The organism is Psychroserpens sp. (assembly GCF_034670085.1).
Taxonomy (GTDB): domain Bacteria; phylum Bacteroidota; class Bacteroidia; order Flavobacteriales; family Flavobacteriaceae; genus Psychroserpens.
The window spans coordinates 46235-64228 of record NZ_JAXMOD010000003.1; the positions used below are offsets into that span (position 1 = coordinate 46235).

Here is a 17994-nt window from a genome sequence, read left to right on the forward strand (position 1 = left end):
GATTTTTTATATTATATATTAATTTTTAAAAGCCTATTTCATGCCTTTCATGGCTTGCATCATTGCTTTACCTTTTCCGCCTTGCATCATCTTCATCATTTTGCTCATTTGGTCAAACTGCTTCAATAATTGATTCACTTCTTGAACTGAAGTTCCTGAACCTTTTCCAATACGTTTTTTCCTACTTGCATTGATAACGGCTGGATTAGATCTTTCATTAGGAGTCATAGAATGGATTATCGCTTCAATACCTTTAAACGCATCGTCATCAATGTCAACATCTTTCATCATTTTTCCAGCACCTGGAATCATTCCGATAAGATCTTTCATATTACCCATTTTTTTGATTTGCTGAATCTGCTTTAAGAAATCATCTAAACCAAACTGATTTTTTGCAATCTTCTTCTGAATCTTTCTAGCTTCTTCTTCATCATATTGTTCTTGTGCTCTTTCAACAAGAGACACAACATCTCCCATTCCAAGAATACGATCTGCCATACGTGAAGGATAGAATACATCGATAGCTTCCATCTTTTCACCAGTACCAATAAATTTAATTGGTTTGTTAACTACAGATTTAATAGAAATTGCAGCTCCACCTCTTGTATCACCATCTAATTTGGTTAAAATAACACCATCAAAATTCAAGATGTCATTAAACGCTTTTGCCGTATTTACGGCATCCTGACCTGTCATAGAATCTACTACGAAAAGAGTTTCTTGAGGCTGAATGGCTTTATGAATATTTGATATTTCGGTCATCATAGCTTCATCAACCGCTAAACGACCAGCTGTATCAATAATAACAACATTATGACCATTAGCTTTTGCATGATCAATACCAGCTTGAGCTATAGCTACAGGATCGTTATTTCCTTTATCACTATAAACCTCAATTCCTATTTGGTCACCAACAACATGCAACTGATCAATTGCAGCAGGACGATAGACATCACAGGCAACTAACAATGGTTTTTTAGTCTTTTTGTTTTTTAAGTAGTTCGCTAATTTTCCGGAAAACGTTGTTTTACCAGAACCTTGAAGACCAGACATTAAGATCACACTTGGCGTACCCGAAAGGTTAATCCCTTCTGCATCGCCTCCCATAAGCTCTGTTAATTCATCCTTTACAAGTTTAACCATTAACTGTCCTGGTTGTAAACTTGTTAGAACGTCTTGACCTAAAGCTTTTTCTTTAACCTTATTTGTAAATTCTTTAGCTATTTTAAAGTTAACATCGGCATCAAGCAATGCTCTACGAACTTCCTTTAAAGTTTCAGCAACATTGACTTCAGTAATACTTCCATGTCCTTTTAAAACATGTAACGCTTTATCTAACTTTTCACTTAAATTATTAAACATAGTCTTTCTTCAATTTAATTAATACACCATAATTATTCTTAGTGTATTGGAAAGATGCAAATTTAAGTATTTGTACTGTATTTATAAAGTGATGCTCAATAAATTAAACCATAAAAAAAGGATTGCTATGGCAGCAATCCTTTTTTTCCAACTAAAAACTAAAACTAAAGACCTTGCGGTTCAGCTTTACTAACTATTTATGAATTAAAAACAATAGTGTTTTTATCACACAATTTATTACCTATTCCTCAATAATTAATAATTTGTACTATTGTTTTATTATATAACAACTAAATCTAAAAATCTCCTACCTTTACGAAAATTAAAAACTTAGTTTCAAGTTACAAACTATGTCAAAACCGCTTAATGACAACATATGTGAAGAACGGTTATTCTCATCGCTGTTCAATAAATATTCCAAAGACCTAAACAACTTTTTGTTTTATAAATTTGGCTCTACTCTTAGTCCAAATGATAAAGTTCAAGAAGCTTTTGTTAAACTTTGGGAAAACTGCGGAAAGATTTCACCAGATAAAGCCAAAAGCTTTTTATTTACGACAGCAAATAATTTAATGCTCAATGCTTATGCACATCAAAAAGTAGTTCGAAAACATGAACAAATAAAACCAAAATTTAGTACAAATGAGACGCCTGAATTTCTTCTACAAGAAAAGGAATATCATGAAAAATTAACTAAAGCCATCTCCAATTTAACCGAAGCACAACGCGTTGCATTTTTAATGAATCGTGTTGAAGGTAAGCGTTTCAAAGAAATTGCGCAGCTTTTAGATATTTCAACTAAGGCCGTTGAAAAACGAATTTATGGTGCTCTAAAAAAATTAAGAAAAGATATTGAAGAATTATAAAAAAATAAAGGGTAGGAATTTTAATTGGATAACTGTTATATAGTTGTAAACCAAATCATGACTAAAGAAGAACTCATACAAAAGTGGTTAGATCACGAACTTAATACTCAAGAACTTGAGGCTTTTAAACAGCTTGAAGACTATGAGACTTTAACCACGTTAGATCATAACCTAAAACACTTCAAAGCTCCAGAATATAACACTTCTGAGAATTTAGTGCAGGTACTGAGTACTATAAACACTAAAACTCCAAATAAAACTAATTGGTTACCAACTGCTATAAAAATTGCAGCTGTTTTTGTAATATGCTTTAGTGTTTACTTTTATACAACTACCTTAGATACTACAATTAATACAATTGCTTCTCAAAAACAATCTATAGAATTACCTGATACATCTATCGTTGAACTAAATGCCATGTCCTCATTAGTATTTAATGAAAGTAAGTGGTCGAGCAATAGGGAAGTTTCTTTACAAGGAGAGGCATTCTTTAAAGTTGCCAAAGGATCGCAATTTGATGTAAAAACTAAAGATGGTATAATCTCTGTATTAGGAACTCAGTTTAACGTAAAACAACGTGACAATTATTTTGAAGTTATTTGTTTCGAGGGAAAAGTTGCTGTTAATTACAACACTAATATTACACAATTATTACCTGGAGATTCATTCTTCATTTTAGATGGGAAATTAATTACTACTGAAAAAGAAAATCAATCTACTCCATCCTGGTTACACAACCAAACTCGATTTAAAAGTTTACCATATCGCGAGGTTATTGCTGAGTTTGAAAGACAACATAACGTAAAAATTTCACTCGAAAATATTAACGAGATGCAATTATTTACAGGAAGTTTTACTCATAATGATATTGAAATTGCCTTAAAATCCATTACTTTACCGTTACATTTAACGTACAGTAAAACTGACAATATCATTACACTAAAACGTGAGTAAGAAAGGTATCATTTATCTTTTTATTATTTTATTTTTCTCTAGTATAAACAGCAGTATTGCTCAAAATACATCTAAAGAGACACTACCTCTTGCCAATATTTTAGTTGACCTAGAAACACAGTATAGCATAAATTTTACTTTTATAGATCAAATTATTGCGAACGTCGATATCATTGCTCCTGACAAAGACTTCAGCTTAGATGAACTTTTAGATTTCTTAAAATCACAAACCAATTTAGATTTTATCTTAATTGATAATTATAATGTGGTCATCTCAAAACGAATTAATCCACTGAGTGATTTTATAACTCAAAAATTAGAGGAAGTCGTCATCACGAACTATTTAACAAAGGGGATTTCTAGAAAAAGTGATGGTAAAACAACTATTAAAACTAAAGATTTCGGAATCCTTCCAGGCCTTATTGAGCCAGATATACTTCAAAGTATACAAGCACTTCCAGGCATTTTAAGTGTTGACGAAACAGTTTCAAATATTAATGTTAGAGGTGGTACTCACGACCAAAACCTTATTCTTTGGGATGGTATAAAAATGTATCAATCTGGACATTTTTTTGGACTAGTATCGGCATTTAACCCATACCTCACAACCGATATTAATGTGTCTAAAAATGGAACTAGCGTAATTTATGGTGATGGTGTTTCAAGCGTAATAGATATGCAACAATCTAATAGTTTAGATCAATATTTTAAAGCAGGAGCTGGTTTTAATCTAATACATGCCGATGGATTTGCTAAAGTGCCTTTGACCGAAAAAGCTGAAATTCAACTTTCAGCAAGACGTTCGGTAACTGATTTTATTTTCACTCCAACTTACGATCAATATTTACAACGTGTATTTCAGGACTCAGATTTTTCAAATTCACAACAAAACTCAACACCTATTGTATCAAATAACGAGCGTTTTTACTTTTACGATGTTGCAGCGAAATTCTTATACGATATCACTGACCAAGATCAAATTCGGTTTAATTTTTCTACTATTAATAATAGTCTCAACTACGATCAACTATCTATTGCAAACGAAAACGAGTCGTTAACCAATACCCTAGAACAAAACAACTTTGCAGCTGGTGTGCAATATTTGAAATATTGGAATAGTAAACTTACAACAACTGCCCAACTCTATGTTTCAAATTACGACCTAAAAGCTACCGATTTTGATGTTATTAGCACTCAACGTCAAAATCAAGAAAATGAGGTTAGAGATTTAGGCATTAAAATAAATGCGACCAATCATATTGACGACAACCTAAAATTACATGGAGGTTATCAATTTAATGAAGTTATAATTAGCAATTTTGAAGAAGTTAATCTCATAAACTTTACGAGTTTTGTTAGAGAAGTTAATCGTACCCATTCTATTTATGGAGAAGCCGAATTCACTTCTGCTAATAAAAACACCTACGCGAGAATTGGTATAAGGACTAATTTTATAGAAAAATTCTCAGAGTTTTTTACAGAACCCAGACTTTCAGTAAGTCATAAACTCAGTAATAACTTTAGATTAGAATTTTTAGCCGAGTTTAAAAGCCAAACGACATCTCAGATTATTGATTTACAAAATGATTTTTTAGGCATTGAAAAACGTCGATGGATATTATCAAACAATGACGATATTCCAATTATTAAAAGTGCTCAAGGTGCTTTCGGAATTCATTATAATAAAAACAAATTATTTATTAGTGCAGAAGCTTTTATCAAGAATGTTGAAGGTATTACAGCGAGAAGTCAAGGGTTTCAAAACCAATTTCAGTTTATTAACGACATAGGAAAATACCAAGTTAGAGGTGTTGATTTTTTAATCAACAAACAATTTGAAACCTTCAGTACATGGTTAAGTTATTCCTTCAGTAATAATGATTATACATTCGAAAGCATAAACGACACCAATAGGTTTCGAAATAATTTAGACATTAGACATGCAGTGACGTTTGCAAATACGTACTCAATTAATAATATAAACCTTGCACTGGGTTTTAATTGGCATTCAGGCAAACCTACTACGCTTCCTGCCGATGTTCAAAACACAACAAATAATAGTATAGAATACAAATCGCCTAACAGTGAAAACTTGAGTAATTATTTTAGAACTGATCTCTCGGCTACCTATAAATTAAAATTTGGAAACAAATTAGATGCTTCAATCGGAGCTTCTATTTGGAACATTTTTGATAGAAAAAATATTATAAATACTTATTTTTCAACTGATGAGAATGGTGAGATTGTCAGTATTGAAAATCTATCTTTAGGTATCACACCAAACATTAGTTTTAGACTACGTTTTTAGTTCTTTATTTTTAGAATAAAAACATTTAATAGATTAATAATTATGGAACATAATCTCATAAAATTAAAGTTTCCTATTGGAGAGTTTATAAAACCAAATAAAATAAATTCTAACCATATTTCTGAATGGATAGATACTATTGAAGGCTTTCCGTATAAAGTCAATCAGCTCACAGAAAATTTAACCGTAGAACAATTAAATTGGAAGTATCGACCAGAAGGATGGACGATTAAACAAGTCGTTCATCACTGTGCAGATAGTCACATGAATAGCATTATTAGGTTTAAATTGGCACTAACGGAAGACACTCCAACCATCAGACCTTACTATGAAGCACGATGGGCAGATTTAATTGATGGGAACGACGACAATTTAAATGATACTCTCAATTTATTAAAAGGCTTACATGCCAAACTCGGAACATTACTTAGTAACCTATCACCTGAAGATTTACCAAAAGAATTCGTACATCCAGAGCACGGAAAACACTTTAGACTAGATGAAACTATTGGAGTTTATGCTTGGCATTGCAATCATCATTTAGCTCACATAATGCAAGCCCTTCATTACAAAGGCAGTTTTTAAAATTACATGCGTTCAGGAACATCAACTCCTAATAAACCAAATGCATTTTTAATCACGTTCGAAACAGTTTGAGAAAGTTGCACTCTAAATGCTTTTTCAGTATCATTATCTGCTCCTAAAATGGAGACATTTTGATAAAAAGAATTGAACTCTTTCACTAGATCATAGGTATAATTTGCTATCAACGCTGGACTATGATGTTCTGCTGCATTTTGAATCACCTCAGGAAATATCTCTAATTGTTTAAGTAACTCTTTTTCTTTTGGATGTAAAGACACCTCATCTGCGCTGAGTGTGACATTAGAATTTACATTCGCCTTCCGTAGAATAGACTGAATTCTAGCATAGGTATATTGAATAAAAGGGCCAGTGTTTCCTTGAAAGTCTATTGAATCTTTAGGATCAAATAAGATGCGTTTTTTAGGATCAACTTTCAAAATATAATACTTCAAAGCACCTAAACCTATCGTTTTATAAAGCTCCTTTTTTTCTGCATCAGAATAACCATCGAGTTTTCCTAAGTCTTCTGAAATTTCTTCAGCCGTTTGAGCCATTTCAACAATTAAATCATCAGCATCAACAACCGTTCCCTCTCTACTCTTCATTTTTCCTGATGGTAAATCTACCATTCCGTAGCTTAGGTGAAATAAGTTTTTAGCCCAATCAAAACCAAGCTTTTTGATAATTAAAAATAACACTTGAAAATGATACTCTTGCTCATTTCCAACAGTATACACCATGCCTCCAACATCTGGAAAATCTTTCACACGCTGAATTGCCGTACCTATATCTTGAGTCATATAAACAGCTGTGCCATCGCTTCGTAAGACAATTTTTTCATCTAAACCATCTTCGGTTAAATCGCACCAAACCGATCCATCATCTTTTTTAAAAAAGACTCCAGTTTTTAAACCTTCTGTAACAAATTCTTTTCCTAATAAATACGTTTCACTTTCGTAATACAATTTATCAAAATCAACACCTAAATTTTTATACGTTTCGTCAAACCCTTCATAAACCCAACTATTCATTTCTTTCCAAAGCGACACAACCTCATCATCACCTGCTTCCCAATTTAAAAGCATTTGTTGCGCTTCTAATAATATTGGAGCACTTTTCTTTGCGTCCTCTTCAGTTTGTCCATTAGAAACTAACTGTTGAATTTCTTTTTTATATTCCTGATCAAACTTTACGTAGTAGTTTCCGACGAGTTTATCACCCTTCAATCCTGATGATTTAGGAGTTTCTTCATTTCCGAAACGCTTCCAAGCCAACATACTTTTACAAATATGAATTCCTCGATCATTAATGATTTGAGTCTTGTACACTTTCCTTCCAGAAGCTTTCAGAATTTCGGCAACACTATAACCCAATAAGTTATTTCTAATGTGACCTAAATGCAATGGCTTATTAGTATTTGGTGAAGAATACTCAACCATAACTGCTTTTTCTGAGGCTTTAGGCGCAACAAATCCGAAGTCTTGTTGATCTTTAATTGCATTGAAAAAATGTAGGTAATATGAATCATTAATTTCAATATTCAAAAAGCCTTTTACCACATTAAAAGCTTTTACTTCTGAAACATGCTCTACCAAATAATGTCCAATTTGTTCTCCAATTTGAACAGGATTCCCTTTGACTACGCGCAACATCGGAAACACAACAACGGTAATATCTCCAGCAAACTCTTTGCGAGTTGCTTGAAATTCAACCGATTCTAATTCAGCACTATAAATCGATTTTATAGCTTGTTTTACATGCGTTGTAAGTGTATCCTGAAGATTCATTTTGATCCTTATTTATAAGTTTGCAAAGATAGGTTTTTTATTATTTTTTTATGGTTATGACCTGTATTAATTGATTAATTTAGAGTTATCCATTTATATTGAAACAGATAATTTTGCCTAAATTTGACTAAGAAATTATTGCATGAAACTACTAAAATCTCTCCTATTCCTTTTTTTATTGGCAAGTTGTAGCAATACTGAAGATTCACAAGAACAGCAAAATTTGCCACCTGAAGGCACAACTACTTTTTATAAAGGCATGGATTTGTCCTTTCAATCTGAATTAGAAGATTATAACATCACTTATAAAGATGAAAATGGTGTTCCTGTAGAACTTCTTGATTTTGTTTCAGAAACTGGAACTAATCTTGTGCGTCTTAAACTATGGCATACACCTCAAGATGGTCAAAACAGTTTAGGTGATGTAAAAGCCTATGCACAACGCATTAAGGCTAAACAAATGGATTTCTTATTAAACGTTCATTATAGCGATTATTGGGCAGATCCAGGAAGTCAAACTCCTCCTTTGGCTTGGCAGAACATGACTAACCAGGAGATTAGAGTTGCCATTTATGAATATACCAAAGATGTTGTAACACAATTAAAAAATCAAAATACACTTCCTCAGATTATTCAAATTGGAAATGAAACCGATAGCGGTTTTTTATGGAATTATGGAAAGGTTTGGGATGATTTTTCTAATAACTGGAGCTCCTACGCGACTTTAGTTAATGAAGCTATTAGAGCTATAAGAGAGGTTGACACTGAAAATTCAGTTAAAATTATGTTGCATCATTCTAGTGTTGAAAATGCTATTTACTTCTTTAATGAACTCAATGCGTTTGGTTTAGATTTTGATATCATCGGACTCTCTTATTATCCACAGTTTCAAATTAAGAATTTAAACCTAGTTCAAACTAAACTGAACGAACTTGCTTCAACTTTTGATAAAGACATCCTTTTGGTAGAAGTTGCCTACCCATTTACACTAGACTGGAATGACAATTCAAATAATTTCATTGGAAGTGCTGATCAACTATTATCAGAGTTTTCAGCAACTCCCCAAGGTCAAAAAGCTTACTTTGAATGGTTAGTAAGTGCCATCGAAAACATACCAAATAATCATGGCATCGGGTTTTGTTATTGGGCACCAGATTGGATTGCGTTTTCAGGTAATGAAAACACCTCTACGTCAGGAAGTGCTTGGGAAAATCAGTGTATGTTTGATTTTAATCACCAGGCATTACCTGTTTTTGACGTATTTAAAGCTAACTAACTCATAATCAAATATTTAATTACAATCATGTATTTCGTCGACAAACGTGCCGTTTTTCTATGTTTTCTGCCGTTCATCTATTCGTCGATTTTTTCATAAAATCTAAAGATCACTTTATCTAATTTTTAGGCATTAAAACCCGAAAATTAGTAATTAAGAACCCTTTTGGTCATTTTTGGTAAGCTATTAATCAAGAGTCCCAAACATTGATGAAACTTAATATTAAATCATTATTAAGGTTGACCTTGACTTTTTTAAACTTCTTTTCTCTTTCCCTCGAGACCAAAAAATGTTTAACTAACTCGGTAACTTTTAATACAACGCTATGAAGCAGTTAATCACATTAGCTGTTTTGTGTTCTTCGCTTTTTTGTTTCTCCCAAACAAATGAGATCGATAGTCTTACTATACAATTAGCTTATCAAAAACAAGACTCCTCTAAAGTAGATACGTCATTGTATTTGATTAAAGCATTGTATAAAAGCGAGAACTTTAAAAAAGCGCTTTTGTATATTGACCAAACCGAGAGACTTTCAAAATTTTTAAACCATACTAAGGGTATTGCCGACGTCAATTATTATAAGGCATTAATCTATTCTCATAAAGACGATTATTACAATGCTATTGATGGTTACAATAAATCACGAAAATATTATAAGCAGTTAGGAGATACCTTAGGAATTGCTAAAGTGAATAATAGTATAGGACTGATCGAAATTAAACGTGGAAACTATAGTGTTGGACTTGAAAACTCGTTATCTGCTATTCAAACGTTTGAAACTAGAAACCTGCTTGACGAGCTTAGTTCAGCTTATAATAATCTAGCTGAAGCATATTACAATACACATCAGGTAGATAAAGCATTAGAATTTAATATTAAAGCCTTAAATGTTCGAGAACAACTTAAGGATAGCTCAGGTATTAAAACATCGACAAAAAATATTGCGGCTTTATATTCTGATAGAAAGGAACATAGAAAAGCTATTGAATACTACGAAAAAGTTTTAAACCTATTAAATCCGAAAGAGGATCAAGCCATTAGAGGTGAAGTTCTGCCTAGAATTGGTAGTGAATACTTACAGTTTAAAGACTATAATAAAGCTGCAGAATATTTAGTTGAAGGTCTTAAATTTAATAGACGTACTAAAAATGATGATGGAATTTTAAGAACTTTAAATGCTATTGGTGAGCTTAATATGCAACAGCAGAAAGTTAAGCTTGCTGAAATTCAGCTTAATGAAGCTTATTCTATCGCTTCAAGAATAAATAACAAACCTGAACTGCTTAAAAATTACAGATTACGTAAAGAGTTAGATTCTACTAACGGCAAATTTCAAAATGCTTTTTTCTGGCAAGGTAAATACTATGATTTAAAAACAGAATTAGAAAATGCAAAGCAACCGAAAATTCCAGTAAATACTAACGTTATTAAAACTGAAGTTATTGATGCAACAGCCGATGACGAATTTAATTCTATTGCCAAACAAGCGGAAGAACTAAAAAGCGAAGAGGAGGTTAAACGATTAAAAGCCATATCCTATGTGTTGATTGCTGCTTTTTTAATTGTTTCAACTATTTTACTTCTCATATATTTAAAGCGTCAAAGTACTCTAAAATTTAATAGAGAATTACAAGCGAAAAACGAACAAATACAATTGCAAAATGAAGTGTTTTCTGAGCAAACCAAAAACCTAGAAGAAATTAATAAGGTAAAAGATCGTTTATTCTCAATAGTTTCTCATGATTTAAAAGATTCTATTTCGTCAATTAAGGCATTTATTGACCTTTTAAAAGAGGATAGTATTTCGCGTGAAGAGTTTTATAATTTAGTTCCAGAACTAAGTGAAAATGCCGATAATGCGTCGTCATTATTGTACAATCTTTTAAACTGGTCTAAGTCTCAAATGCAAAATCTTAAACCGAAAGCTGAACTATTCAATATACAAGAGGTTTTCCAAAATAAGATGTCACTTGTAGAGCAAAAAGTAGAGCAAAAACGTATTGTGTTAATTGATGAATCTCATAGAGACTTTGTGTATGCAGATAAGAGCATGATAGAAATTGTTATTCAAAACTTAATTACTAATGCTGTAAAATTCACTCGTGTTGGCGATGTGATTACGGTATCTAATAATGATCATAACGGAAATACACTTATTTGTATTGAAGATACAGGTGTTGGTATCTCTCGTGAAAATGTAGACAAATTATTCCAAAATGGAACCTTTACAACTAGAGGTACAGATAATGAAAAAGGGACTGGTCTCGGACTTAGTATCTGTAAAGAATTAGTTGAACTTAATAATGGTCGTATTTGGGTAGAAAGCACACCTAATGTTGGTACAAAATTCTATGTAGAGCTTCCAAAAAATAAGCCAACAGAATAATTGCTTTTTGCGTATCTTAGCCAAAAGCAACCAAAAAATGAAACACCTTATTCTCTCTCTTGCTCTAGTAGCAACTCTATTTAGCTGTAAAAATTCGGAAACCAAACCTGAAGAAACTTTAGTCGAAGCAAATCATCTACAAGATTTATTTAGTATGATGCAAGGCTCATTTACTTCTGAAATTCAAGCTGAAGTTGATTCTACTTATTTTAATATTTCGCTTCACATGTATCCAATTTGGGAAGAAAAAGGAAATTTTTTATATGTTGAACAAGCCTTAACGTCTAGACAAAATAAACCATACAGACAACGCATTTACGAAGTGACTCAATTAAATGATAGTCTGTTTAGTTCTGCTATTTATACCATTGAACATGATTCGTTATGGATTGGCAAATGGAAAACACCAAAAGCATTTGATGCTCTCTCAATGAATCAAGTCTCTAAAAAGGAAGGTTGCGAAGTCACGCTAAAACGCATCAATTCAGAATACTTTAAAGGCGAAACAGGTGATAAAACCTGTTCTAGCACTCTATATGGCGCATCTTATGCAACCAGTGAAGTCGAAATTTTATCGGACAAAATCATCTCTTGGGATAGAGGTTTTGACGATAAAGACGAACATATTTGGGGCGCTGAAAAAGGTGGCTATGTATTTAATAAATTGGATTAGTAAATTCTAAATTTTTATAGTTGGTAACAAGGTAATAACAAACTGAAAGGACATTAAATGGACAAACCTCTAGAAAATGAATACGCTTCAGGATATCAAAAACACATTGACCTAGTTGAAACCGGAGATTTTATAGAACTACTAGATCAAAATACGGACGCCACAATTTCCTTTTTCAAATCCATTGATGGCAAATGTGAAAATTTTAGATACGAAAAGGATAAATGGTCGATTAAAGAAGTATTGATGCATATTATTGATACAGAAAGAGGCTTTTCATATCGAGCAATAGTTTGCGTTAGGAATGATGACAAGACACCTCTTTATGGAATGGACGAAAAACTCTATGCCAAAAATGTAGATGTAACCAATAGTAGTCTAAATAGTTTGATTGAAGAATTTATAGCAGTAAGAAAAGCTTTCAAATTTATATACACCAATAATCCTAAAGAAAAATTTAATTTTTTGGCGAATGGAATTGGTCACAAAATATCAGCACGAGCCATTGGCTATATTGCGATAGGTCACGTTGTTCATCATTGCTCTGTGATTAAAACAAAATACTTAGTATAAAACCCAATTGCTTACAACGTGTAGAGTCCATTTCTAGTTTTGTAAGCTTTCAAAAAAACAAACTGAATTTCCTTTTTTAACTATTTTTAGGTAAAAACACTTCAGCCATCATGCATCGTGCACTACCACCACCACAAGTTTCTATAGTTTCAAGAGAACTTGATAAAATCGGACAGTGTTTTTCAATAGCTGCAACTTGTTTTGGAGTTAAACTATCATGTGCTGCTTTACTCATCACCAAATAACGTTGATTCAAATGACCTTGTACTTGTAACATATTGCCAGCAAATTGATGCATTTGTGTTTCAGAAATCTCTATGATTTCCTTACCATCTTGTTTAAGATGTTTTACCACATTTTTTCGTTCCTTTTTATCATCAATACTATCGAGACAAATCACCGCAAATTTTTCAGCCAAACACATCATGACATTGGTATGATATATTTCTAACCGTTCACCTTCGAATGTTTGATAGGCTCTAAATAGTACTGGTGTGTATTCAAAATCTTCGCAAAACTCAATGAACAATTCTTCATCTGCTCTTGGTGATAAAGCACAATAGGCTTTATGATTAACTCTATCAAGTAACAAACTTCCTGTGCCTTCTAAAAATATACCTTCATCTTCAGCACTTGTGTAATCAATAATATTTTCAATTCTAAAGCCTTCCGATTCAAGACGCATAAAAACTTCGTCACGTCGTTCTAGTCGTCTGTTTTCAGCAAACATTGGATACAACCCTACATCTCCATTAGAATGAAAACTCACCCAATTATTAGGAAAAACTGAATCTGGTGTATCCGATAGTTTATCATCTTCCTCAACAATAACATGAACTCCTACTGCTCTTAATTTTTCAACAAAGGCGTCAAATTCTTCTTGTGCTTTTGCATTAATTTCAGCATTTTTTATGTTTATATCTTCCTGAAAATAGTTATTGATAGCCGTTTGTTCATTCATCCTAAAGCTTATAGGACGAATCATTAAAATGGTATTTGTAGTTTGTGACATTTCAAAAATTATAGTAGCGCAAAATTAATTAATTTTAATGTAGAAAATTACATCGCACTTTTTTTATTTTGAATTTGATGTAGCCAGTCAATAGCAAGTTGTCGTTCACGAAATATTTGAATCTTCCAATTATTATGTTTGTTAACATTCATAACAATTTGAGTCGCCATTTCTGCACTCTGACTATATACTACAACAGCTCGAAATTCTAGACCATCATTTATTTCTCCCATAGACAATTGTGCACCAAAGGTGTAGGAGTAACCATGTTCTTTATTAATTAATAATGAAAATGGCTTCACTAAGTGAGATTGTAATAATTTACGATATGTGATGACCATAAATTCGTCGAGAACGACGCCATCATCAATAATAATTTCAGCAATATTTGGTTCAAGAACATTAATTTTCCCGAAGGATAAGAGAAAAACTTTCATATAGTTATTAATTTAAAGGGATAATCAAATTTAGTTTAACTTTGAGTAGTTTCTTTTCAGTTTTGCTAAAGAAATAAACAGCATATTAACAATTTACTCAGTATCAATCCTAGATAATTACAAATGAACAACTTAGCACTTCTATTTATTTTTATTGTTTTTGTGTCTTGTTCTTCGGAAAAAAAACAATCTTTTAACTTTACAACGGCTTTTGAAACTTCAAATGGCACAGAAACAGCAACCTATGAGCAAACGATTAGTTTTTACACGAGTTTAGCCGCAACCTATCCTGAAATTTCTATTCAAGCAATCGGTGAAACTGATTCTGGAAAACCATTACATTTGGTAACTCTAAATCCGAGTAAACAATTCGATTTTAAATCAATCAGAGACAATGGCAAACGAATTTTGCTCATTAATAATGGCATTCATCCTGGAGAATCTGATGGCATTGATGCAACGATGTTGTTGTTTCGAGATCTCGTACAGGGTGAAATCGATATGCCTAAAGAAACCGTAATAGTTACCATTCCTATTTATAATGTTGGTGGAAGCCTAAATCGAAATTCTACAACTAGAACTAACCAAAATGGACCAAAAGCATATGGCTTTAGAGGGAATGCTAGGAACTATGATTTGAACAGGGATTTTATTAAATCTGACACCAAAAATGCCAGGACCTTTGCTAACATATTTCATTTAGTACAACCTGATGTCTTTATTGATAATCATGTAAGTAATGGAGCCGATTATCAATATACGTTGACACATTTATTTACACAGCACAATAAATTAGGTGGTTCTTTGGGTCATTTTTTGCAGACCAAAATGATGCCTCAACTTGAGAAAAAACTAAAAGAAAAAGATTGGGACATCACACCTTATGTGAATGTATTTAATAGAACTCCAGAAAAAGGATTTAGTCAGTTTATGGATTCTCCAAGGTATTCTACTGGTTACACAACACTTTGGAATACTTTAGGAATGATGGTCGAAACACACATGCTAAAACCCTACAAACAACGTGTTGAAGGCACTTATGAACTCATGAAAAGTATGATTGAAATCACAGAAACTGAAGGAGATCAAATTTCAGAATTAAGACAACATGCCATTGCAGAGTTTCAGCAACAAAACACGTACCCAATTCAGTGGACAATTGATACTACCCAAACAACAACACTTCAATTTAAAGGGTTCGAAGGTCAAATGATTGATAGTGATATAACAAATTCTAAACGTTTGAAATATGATTCATCGCGACCATTTACAAAAGAAATAACCTACAGTAATTATATGAAAGCTACTTTAGAAGTTGAGATCCCAAAAGCATATGTAATTCCGCAAAATTATTGGACTGTTATTGATTTATTAAAACTGAATGGCGTAGAAATGACTGCATTTGAAAATGACACAACCATGATGGTAAATTCGTATAAAATAAAGAGTTACGACACCAGTACACAAGCTTATGAAGGCCATTATCCGCATTACAATGTGAAATTAGATATTTCTAAAGAAAAAATAAACTTCTTAAAAGGAGATTATCTAATCTATACTAACCAACATGCATTTAGATACCTAATAGAAACTCTTGAGCCACAAGCATCAGATTCATTTTTTAATTGGAATTTCTTTGATACCATTTTACAACAAAAAGAAGGCTTCTCACCTTATGTGTGGGAAGATAAAGCCAAAATAATTTTAGAACAGAATCCAGAACTCGAAAAAGAATTCACTTTAAAAAAGACAAACGACGAAGACTTTGCAGCCAATTGGTATTCACAATTAGATTGGTTACACAAACAAAGTGAACACTATGAAAAAGCACATTTGCAATATCCTGTGTATCGCTTAAATTAACTTATTTCATTAATTTCTTTAAATACTTTTTTACCATATTTCCTGAAGAAGGATGGTAATACACCGTATTTGTACTTCTATCTACAAGTTGGAATGAGTATTCTGTATTTCCAGAAAAACTCTTAGAACTCTGAATGAATACCATGTATTTATAAGTTTCTATCGGATATTTATCATCACCATAGCCAGTTGCAACATCAGAAACATCTGCAACATAAAACGGCTTTCCGTAGTTTTTTGTAAACTGTTTTGTTAGCCACTTTTTTGTGCCTCGTGCTTTAAAGGCAGGCATGACTAGCAGTGATCCTTCATAATTTTTAAAATCTTTTGGTGCAATTTCTCTAATTATTTCAGCATTAGCTTCGGGAAGTCCATTTTGAGCGAAGCTTGTATGTATTGAAGCTAGTAGAAAAGCAATAATTAAGTAATTTAATTTTTTCATGAGAAATAATGCATTTGTAATCATTTAAAAATAACATTATTAACTAAATTAAAAAACCAACTTGTAGTGTTTTATTAAAAATCTAGAATTAATTACACTAATATTTTAATATTCGCATAACTATTTTCAAGCGCCTTTGTAGACTCTTCTTTATTTAACCATGCAACTTTGGTAATGCCTTCATTTTCCTGAGGAGACAAGGATCCTGAATAAGACGTAATCATTTCAAACCAATAGGTCACTTTAATTTTGTGCTTACCATTGCGCTTAAAGATATGGTACGTTGTTTCAATTGGTTTCGTTATGGAAAGACCAGAAACACCTGTTTCTTCTTCTACTTCCCTCAATGCTGTTTCTTCAATGGTTTCTTTTCCTTCAGTTTTTCCTTTAGGTAAATCCCATTTATCATTTCTGTAAATAAACAGAATTTCACCTTTATCATTAATCACTTTTCCTCCACCAGCAACAACATTAGGAAGCTTTTTTAAGAATTTTTTGATTAGAGTTTCTTCTTTTTTACCAATAAGATGAATTCCTTTTAAAGAGGTAGAATTTAGTTCTTTTATAACCTTCCCAATTTGAACTGTCGACAAAAGGTAATTTTTAAAATTACGCTCTTGACTAACTTGTGTGGTTAGAATTATAGGTTTATCAGTTACAAAAACGCAGTACATTTTTTTAGTAGTATAGTATTTGGAAAGTAAAAATATCATTTTTTGAGTTACCACACCCAATTATAAAATTAATTTTATTTATAGTTTGAAATCGAATTAGGTTAAAATTATGTAATTTTGCGCCATGATTTTTGACAAAAAAACCGCGAAACAAACTGCTGAAGTTTTACTGCAAGTTAATGCAATAAAATTGCAACCTAACAACCCCTTTACATGGGCTTCAGGCTGGAAATCTCCAATTTATTGTGATAACCGAATTATACTTTCTTTTCCTAAAATTAGAAACTACATTCGAACAACAATGGCCAAACAAATTGAAGCAAAATATGGCAACATCGATGTGATAGCTGGTGTTGCAACAGGTGCTATTGGTATTGGAATTTTAGTTGCTGAAGAATTAGGCTTACCATTCGTTTATGTAAGACCAGAAGCAAAATCTCATGGTCGTCAAAATCAAATTGAAGGTTTCATACAAAGCGGACAAAACGTTGTTGTTGTTGAAGATTTAATTAGCACAGGAAAAAGTAGCCTAAATGCAGTCAAGGCATTAGAAGAAGCGAAAGTAAATGTGAAAGGTATGGTTGCCATTTTTTCTTATGGATTTGAAGTTGCACGAGCTAATTTTGAAAAGGCAAATGTTGAATTATACACGTTAAGTAACTACGAGAACTTGTTAGACCAAGCACTAGACACCAAATATATTACTTCAAAAGAACAAGACATTTTAGCACTTTGGAATGCCAATCCGAGTGAATGGAACGGATTTTGAATACATACTTAATAATGAACACAAATA

Annotated in this window: 16 protein-coding genes; 10 read left to right on the forward strand and 6 right to left on the reverse strand. The window is 32.3% G+C overall.

Features of this window, described 5'->3' with window-relative positions; genetic code table 11:
• Positions 1-33: 33 nt before the first annotated feature.
• Positions 34-1362 (reverse strand): signal recognition particle protein, encoded by a 1329-nt coding sequence (gene ffh, locus VOI25_RS06210; protein ID WP_323788195.1) that lies wholly within the window; start codon positions 1360-1362, stop codon positions 34-36.
• 350 nt (positions 1363-1712) lie between these two features.
• Between ffh and VOI25_RS06215 the strand changes: the two genes are divergently transcribed.
• Genes VOI25_RS06215 through VOI25_RS06230 form a run of 4 tightly spaced genes read left to right on the forward strand, consistent with a single transcriptional unit; the run spans position 1713 to position 6075 of the window.
• Positions 1713-2228, forward strand: coding sequence for an RNA polymerase sigma factor (locus VOI25_RS06215; protein WP_323788196.1), 516 nt, complete (start codon positions 1713-1715; stop codon positions 2226-2228).
• Positions 2229-2285: 57 nt separating this feature from the next.
• Complete coding sequence (locus tag VOI25_RS06220; protein WP_323788197.1) at positions 2286-3182, forward strand: FecR family protein; 897 nt, start codon at positions 2286-2288, stop codon at positions 3180-3182.
• Positions 3175-5490, forward strand: a complete 2316-nt coding sequence (locus tag VOI25_RS06225) for a TonB-dependent receptor plug domain-containing protein (protein ID WP_323788198.1) — start codon at positions 3175-3177, stop codon at positions 5488-5490. The genes VOI25_RS06220 and VOI25_RS06225 overlap by 8 nt, the downstream gene beginning before the upstream one ends.
• Positions 5491-5532: 42 nt before the next feature.
• Complete coding sequence (locus VOI25_RS06230) at positions 5533-6075, forward strand: YfiT family bacillithiol transferase (protein WP_323788199.1); 543 nt, start codon at positions 5533-5535, stop codon at positions 6073-6075.
• A 2-nt stretch (positions 6076-6077) separates the two neighbouring features.
• On the opposite strand, the gene argS is transcribed toward VOI25_RS06230, so the two are convergent.
• On the reverse strand, positions 6078-7862 hold the full coding sequence (gene argS, locus VOI25_RS06235) for an arginine--tRNA ligase (protein ID WP_323788200.1): 1785 nt from the start codon (positions 7860-7862) through the stop codon (positions 6078-6080).
• 142 nt (positions 7863-8004) lie between these two features.
• Between argS and VOI25_RS06240 the strand changes: the two genes are divergently transcribed.
• From VOI25_RS06240 to VOI25_RS06255, 4 genes are all read left to right on the forward strand, one after another.
• Positions 8005-9138, forward strand: a complete 1134-nt coding sequence (locus tag VOI25_RS06240) for a glycoside hydrolase family 53 protein (protein WP_323788201.1) — start codon at positions 8005-8007, stop codon at positions 9136-9138.
• Positions 9139-9463: 325 nt separating this feature from the next.
• Positions 9464-11524 carry a tetratricopeptide repeat-containing sensor histidine kinase gene (locus VOI25_RS06245; protein ID WP_323788202.1) on the forward strand — a complete coding sequence of 687 codons (2061 nt, stop codon included), beginning with the start codon at positions 9464-9466 and terminating at the stop codon, positions 11522-11524.
• A gap of 37 nt (positions 11525-11561) precedes the next feature.
• Entirely contained in the window at positions 11562-12197 is a 636-nt protein-coding gene (locus VOI25_RS06250; protein ID WP_323788203.1) for a chromophore lyase CpcT/CpeT, read from the forward strand.
• Positions 12198-12254: 57 nt separating this feature from the next.
• Positions 12255-12770, forward strand: a complete 516-nt coding sequence (locus tag VOI25_RS06255; RefSeq protein WP_323788204.1) for a DinB family protein — start codon at positions 12255-12257, stop codon at positions 12768-12770.
• Between the two features lie 76 nt (positions 12771-12846).
• Here the strand turns inward: VOI25_RS06255 and ctlX are convergent, their stop codons facing one another.
• Together ctlX and VOI25_RS06265 are read right to left on the reverse strand one after the other, a co-directional pair.
• Positions 12847-13782 (reverse strand): citrulline utilization hydrolase CtlX, encoded by a 936-nt coding sequence (gene ctlX / locus VOI25_RS06260; RefSeq protein ID WP_323788205.1) that lies wholly within the window; start codon positions 13780-13782, stop codon positions 12847-12849.
• Between the two features lie 47 nt (positions 13783-13829).
• Positions 13830-14219, reverse strand: a complete 390-nt coding sequence (locus VOI25_RS06265; RefSeq protein WP_323788206.1) for a hypothetical protein — start codon at positions 14217-14219, stop codon at positions 13830-13832.
• Positions 14220-14342: 123 nt separating this feature from the next.
• On the opposite strand from VOI25_RS06265, the gene VOI25_RS06270 reads away from it, so the two are divergent.
• Complete coding sequence (locus VOI25_RS06270) at positions 14343-16082, forward strand: M14 family metallopeptidase (protein WP_323788207.1); 1740 nt, start codon at positions 14343-14345, stop codon at positions 16080-16082.
• Between the two features lies 1 nt (position 16083).
• Here VOI25_RS06270 and VOI25_RS06275 read toward each other — a convergent pair whose 3' ends face one another.
• Together VOI25_RS06275 and VOI25_RS06280 are read right to left on the reverse strand one after the other, a co-directional pair.
• The gene (locus VOI25_RS06275) at positions 16084-16524 is read right to left on the reverse strand and encodes a hypothetical protein (RefSeq protein ID WP_323788208.1); all 441 of its coding nucleotides are present in this window, start codon (positions 16522-16524) and stop codon (positions 16084-16086) included.
• Positions 16525-16616: 92 nt separating this feature from the next.
• Positions 16617-17198 (reverse strand): NUDIX hydrolase, encoded by a 582-nt coding sequence (locus VOI25_RS06280; protein WP_323788209.1) that lies wholly within the window; start codon positions 17196-17198, stop codon positions 16617-16619.
• 124 nt (positions 17199-17322) lie between these two features.
• On the opposite strand from VOI25_RS06280, the gene pyrE reads away from it, so the two are divergent.
• Positions 17323-17967 carry an orotate phosphoribosyltransferase gene (gene pyrE, locus VOI25_RS06285; protein ID WP_323788210.1) on the forward strand — a complete coding sequence of 215 codons (645 nt, stop codon included), beginning with the start codon at positions 17323-17325 and terminating at the stop codon, positions 17965-17967.
• The last annotated feature ends 27 nt before the right edge of the window (positions 17968-17994 follow it).